This is a genomic window from Bacillus sp. ISL-46 (assembly GCF_018613205.1).
Genome location: NZ_JAGGQR010000087.1, coordinates 1 through 5,260, shown reverse-complemented (window position 1 = coordinate 5,260; position 5,260 = coordinate 1). Strand labels below are relative to the sequence as shown.

Sequence of the window (5,260 nt, the reverse complement as noted above, 5' to 3'; positions counted from 1 at the left end):
CTTTTAGATTAGCAAATACAAACTGTTGTATTTCCATATACATTTCCCACTTATCCACCTTTTCTGTACCCTCCATTGATGTATGAATAAAGTTCATAAACATCTTACAATGGAGGAGCCCTGTGTTTTACTGGTATATTTGGGTAAATAAGTGTTTCTTCTTATCTAGCGAAAACTGTCTACTTTAGTTTAGCAGTCACAACAAGACTGGCTTAAAGAAAAATATCCTGAATTCGAAGTTGGAGAAAGTACAGTAAGAAGCTATGTAAGGTGTCTTCGAGAGGATTATCAAATCCCAAAAGAATCAAGCACTAGGGATTATCAGGCAGTACCTGACCCTCCAATGGGTGAACAAATCCAAGCAGACTTTGGATTTAAAACGGTAAGGAATCAATTTGGTAAACCAGTAAAATTAGTTTTTATTGTATTTGTGTTAGCCCATTCTAGATACAAATACGTTGAATATCAAAATCGGCCTTTCACAACAAAGGATGTAATTTCGGCTCATAGGAATGCATTTAAGGAGTTTGGGGGTGTTTCAAAAGAGATTTTGTATGATCAGGATCGACTAATTGTTGTATCTGAGAATGAGGGGGATATTTTACTCACTGAAGAATTTCAACAATTTGTAAATGAAGTTAAATTTGAAGTTAAACTCTGCAGAAAGGCTGATCCAGAGAGTAAAGGAAAAGTAGAAAATGCGGTTAAGTTTATCAAGAATAACTTCATTAATAATAGAATTTTTTATAACATTGATTCCTGGAACGAGCAGTCTCAGAAATGGTTAAAAAGAACAGGTAATGGCAAAATTCATAACGGCACAAAAAGAAGACCCGCCGATGTGTTTCTCCTCGAAAAGCAACATATGCGACAGGTCAACTCTGTAAATGATATTCACAAAACTAGTATAGCAAGAAGTGTCCGAAAGGACAATACAATCCTGTATCTCTCGAACAGATACTCTGTTCCGTTAGGAACATTTCAAAAGTATCCAGAAGTACAATATTATGTGACCGATGATAATAAGATAGTAATCTACGTCCAGGATTCAGGGGAAATACTCGCAACACATTACATTAACCCTGATAAAGGAAAACTCATTCAAAATACTTCCCATAAAAGGGATAGATCAAAAGGAATAAAGGAGCTTATCGAAGTCACTAGTGAGCATTTTACAAATAAATCACAAGCTACCGATTACCTAAATGAGTTACGGAATAGGTATCCACGTTATATTCGGGACCAGCTAAGCTTAATAAAAAAGTGTATCGAACTTAGTACATTAGAATTAATAGATGATGCGTTATCACTCTGTTTGGAGAGGCAACTGTTTAGTGCGAATGACTTTCATGATGTAGTAGCCCTCTTTAAACGACAACGACAAGTGAACAGTGTAAACGTCAGCGATCAACAGGCTGATAAAGATCATAACGACATCGCTGAGTTAACACTAACAAATACTGAGGCAAATCAGCGTCCATTAGAACATTATTACACAATCATGGAGAGCACAAAATGAAGCAAATAAAAAATCTTCAAGACTCACTGATTTCACTTCGGTTGATGGAAACATCAAAGAAGCTTCCTACTCTTCTGGAAGAAGCTGAAAAGGAGCAGCTTAGTTATATAGCTTTTCTGAACAATATAGTAGAATACGAACGAAAAATGAGAGATGAGAAAAACATGGAAAAACGCTTGAAACTCGCAGCATTTCCATGTATGACTCCGTTGGAGCAATTTAATTTAGACGAACAAGAATCCTTAAGCTTAAAGCAGTTTAACCAATTAAAAGATTTAGCATGGATTGAACAATTATATAATCTTATTCTATTGGGACCGCCAGGTGTGGGGAAAACACACATGGCGGTTGGATTAGGATTAGAAGCCATAAAACGAGGTTACAGGGTCTCTTTTATAACGATGGGAGATTTGGTTCATACCTTGAAAACCATGGATATAACGAGGAAGTCCCAAACAAGGATTAAAAGAATAAAAGAATCACAATTAGTAATTATTGATGATTTGATGTACGCAGCGATGGATCCAAGGGAGGCCAATTTATTTTTCCAACTGATTAATGACTTGTACAACAACTCATCGATTATATTAACTTCTAACCGTTCCCCAAAAGAATGGACCGAGCTCTTGGGTGACGTAGGTGTTGCGACAGCTATCTTGGATCGTCTTATACACCGAGCAGAAATCGTTCACTTTAACGATTCAAGTTATAGAATGAAACATCGTGAAACAATTTTTAAAGCAGAAAGTGTTCAAAATTAATAAGCAGAAGTGTTCAAAAGTACTTGACGCTTACAACTATCTGTTCAAAGTAATATAAATTCTACAAAAACGACTCAATTAAATCAGAAATATAAAGATCATCGCACCAGAACGTTCTGAAGATATTTATTTAAAGGTCTTAGCTGGAGGTAGAGATCGTTGACCCATCGGTTTGAAGTATTACAAGATAAATGCCGTACTCTGCGTCTCGCTGAGACGGCCAAAGAAATACCTAACTTACTTCGTGAGGCAGAATCTAAAAATTGGACGTATCACGAATTTATCTATGAAATCTTAAGCTATGAAATGAGTTGTAGAGAGAAAAAGAATAATGAAAGGTTGATGAAATGGGCTGAGTTTCCTGAGAAAATGACGTTCGAAAACTATGATTTAAAAGAGCAGTCAGCCATCGGAGAAAAACAATTAAACGTGTTAAAGGAGTTGAACTGGATTGAGGAATATTTCAGATTAATTATGATGGGCCCAACAGGTGCAGGAAAAACGCATTTATCCATAGCACTAGGAATTCATGCCGTGGAGAGAGGATACCAAGTATCCTTCATCTCCATGAGCCAGCTGATGTATGTCTTAAAAACAAGAGAATTCATAAGCAAGTCAAAAACACGGTATAAAAGGATAATAAGCTCAGATTTAATTATCATTGATGACGTTATGTATATGACTTATGAGGCACAGGCAGCAAATCTATTTTTCCAGTTTATCTATGACTTATACGACAAAGCTGCAATCATACTAACCTCAAATAAGGGACCAAGTGAGTGGGGAAAGTTTCTTGGAGACCCCACTCTGACAACAGCTATTTTAGACCGGCTTTTACATCGGAGTGAGATTCTAACATTTGATAAGGAAGCTGATAGCATTCGAATGAAATATAGAAAAGCTTTATTTGATTATCAAACTGTTGAATCTTAATTGTGAAAAGCTGTTTAAAATTAATTGTGGAAAATTGTTTAATTCTACTTGACGGTTACATAATCAAGTAACAGGTAGTATTAAACAGGTATAGCTAATTAATCCAGTCTCCAAAAAACAGGTGAATCCACTGTCGGTGCAACCGCTACGTTGATAGTGAAACTTGATGATGATCTATTTGTTGTCCATGCGTTTGTATTCCACGATGCGTTTACCAGTATACGTGGGGGATTTTCTTCGTTTATAAATTGCACCACTGATGTTGCACCGGCTTGCATGGTTGTCGAACCTGACGGTTGATTTCTTGTTGCAGTGTAGGTAGTTGCGGCAGTCACAGCAACAGCACCGCCAACTAAAGAAAAATCCTGACGTCCAAATATGTTATTTTGAGATAAGGAATCTATTCGGATTGCAAACTGTTTACCGATCACAATCGTATCATTATTCATGATTGAATTACCATCTAAGATATTATTATTTCCTTTATAAAACCAAATATCATAGTAATTATTCCTAAAAGAACAATCTCGTATTCGGTTCATTGTATTTGATGTTGATGGATAATCGTTGTAAAATCCTGCACTGTTTTTGGCGGTATCCTGGAGCCCATTCCGTTCAAACCAGCAACTATCGTACGTATTTCTTTGTCCTTTAGATTTTATCCCATGACAAGTACCGCCATTTTCGTTGTTTTCAAATAAACAACGAAGGAAAGTATTATCGTTTGGATTGTAGTGGGTGGACTCTATAAGGATGTTATCCAAAAACATACCGTGATTTCCGTTTTTTCTACATACCACACGAATAAAAATGTTGTTTTGGACATTTCCTACTGCGTAAATTCCATTATTTTTGCAATATCTAATATGGATATTTTCAAACAAACTGAATTGCTGTGTTTGGTAGTTATCTCCTGCACTAAAATTCATTCCATATCTACCGCAATATTGAATAAATATATCCCTGAAAGTACATTCCCAAAAGCCCGATAATTTTGTTACTGTTCCGACACCTCTTGGAAAATAAATACCGTCATTCGTTGGATCATTTACATTTCCATAAATAGTAAAATCTTTTAATACTAGTGTTGCCATCAAAGAATTACCATCGCCGTAGGTAATAACAGCGCCAGTAGAATAAGGTTTTATGATAGTCACTTCTTTCCCCGCACCTACCACACTAACCGCCCGTTTAACGGTGAAATTTGCTTTTGTAGTTCCTCCTGGCAACCTTACTGTACCACCACCCATACTACTTACATAATCAATGGCCGTTTGAATTGCTGATGAATCATTCGTTACTCCATCAAACTTAGCTCCGAATCTGGAATCAGTCACGTCTACAGAAATATTCTCAAGCTGTGCTTTTGTCGCTTTATCCGCCAACTGTGTCGAAAAAACATCTATTTTTTCTGAGATGTTATTCCCATCCTTATCTAGAACCATCCTTGCATCTGTTTTAAGTAAATTCAAGTTCTCACCTTCCTTTTTGATCGTATACCCAAAAAAGAAAGCTAGAATCCAAAGTAATAAGTTTACTAAGAAGTTCCTTCGAATCAAAATGATCACCTCTCATTAAGAATACTTCAATACTAGCTTCCAGAAAAGAAAAAATATTACCTATGTGAAAAACGGTGTTAAAATCCCCAATATAAACGGTTAAAAATTCCCCGAAAATAACGGATAATTGTCTCGATACATCAAAATTTTTTTGAGTGGAGAGACAGCATGTTAAAGGATGGGGAATTTTTTATGATCAGAGAGTTACATCAGAAAGGATGGACTCAAACTGCAATTTCAGAAGAAACAGGGTTTGGTAGAAAGACTATTAGGAAGTACATAAACCAGAATCAACTTCCTAAAAGAAAGGGGGATAAAAAAAGTAAAGGAAGCAAATTAGATGACTATAAAGAGTATTTGTTAAAGAGACTTAAAGAAGGAACCACAAATTGTGTAGTTTTGTTAGAGGAGATACAGGAACGGGCTATGATGGCCAAATGACAATACTAAGGGAGTTTATTAGTCCTTTTCGTGAAAAACCTAATAAG

At 36.0% G+C, this 5,260-nt stretch carries 4 protein-coding genes and 1 pseudogene; 4 read left to right on the top strand and 1 reads right to left on the bottom strand.

Annotation, left to right across the window (positions count from 1 at the left end):
* Positions 1-343 precede the first annotated feature (343 nt).
* From J7E67_RS28380 to istB (J7E67_RS28370), 3 genes are all read left to right on the top strand, one after another.
* A complete protein-coding gene (locus J7E67_RS28380) occupies positions 344-1,519 on the top strand; it encodes a DDE-type integrase/transposase/recombinase (RefSeq protein WP_214733291.1) in 1,176 nt (391 codons plus the stop codon).
* Positions 1,516-2,280 carry an IS21-like element helper ATPase IstB gene (istB, locus tag J7E67_RS28375; protein WP_214733290.1) on the top strand — a complete coding sequence of 255 codons (765 nt, stop codon included), beginning with the start codon at positions 1,516-1,518 and terminating at the stop codon, positions 2,278-2,280. The genes J7E67_RS28380 and istB (J7E67_RS28375) overlap by 4 nt, the downstream gene beginning before the upstream one ends.
* Before the next feature lie 159 nt (positions 2,281-2,439).
* A complete protein-coding gene (gene istB / locus J7E67_RS28370) occupies positions 2,440-3,213 on the top strand; it encodes an IS21-like element helper ATPase IstB (protein ID WP_214733289.1) in 774 nt (257 codons plus the stop codon).
* Between the two features lie 98 nt (positions 3,214-3,311).
* On the opposite strand, the gene J7E67_RS28365 is transcribed toward istB (J7E67_RS28370), so the two are convergent.
* Positions 3,312-4,772, bottom strand: a complete 1,461-nt coding sequence (locus J7E67_RS28365; protein WP_214733288.1) for a right-handed parallel beta-helix repeat-containing protein — start codon at positions 4,770-4,772, stop codon at positions 3,312-3,314.
* Between the two features lie 168 nt (positions 4,773-4,940).
* On the opposite strand from J7E67_RS28365, the pseudogene J7E67_RS28360 reads away from it, so the two are divergent.
* A pseudogene (locus J7E67_RS28360) lies at positions 4,941-5,260 on the top strand (IS21 family transposase); the annotation flags it as partial.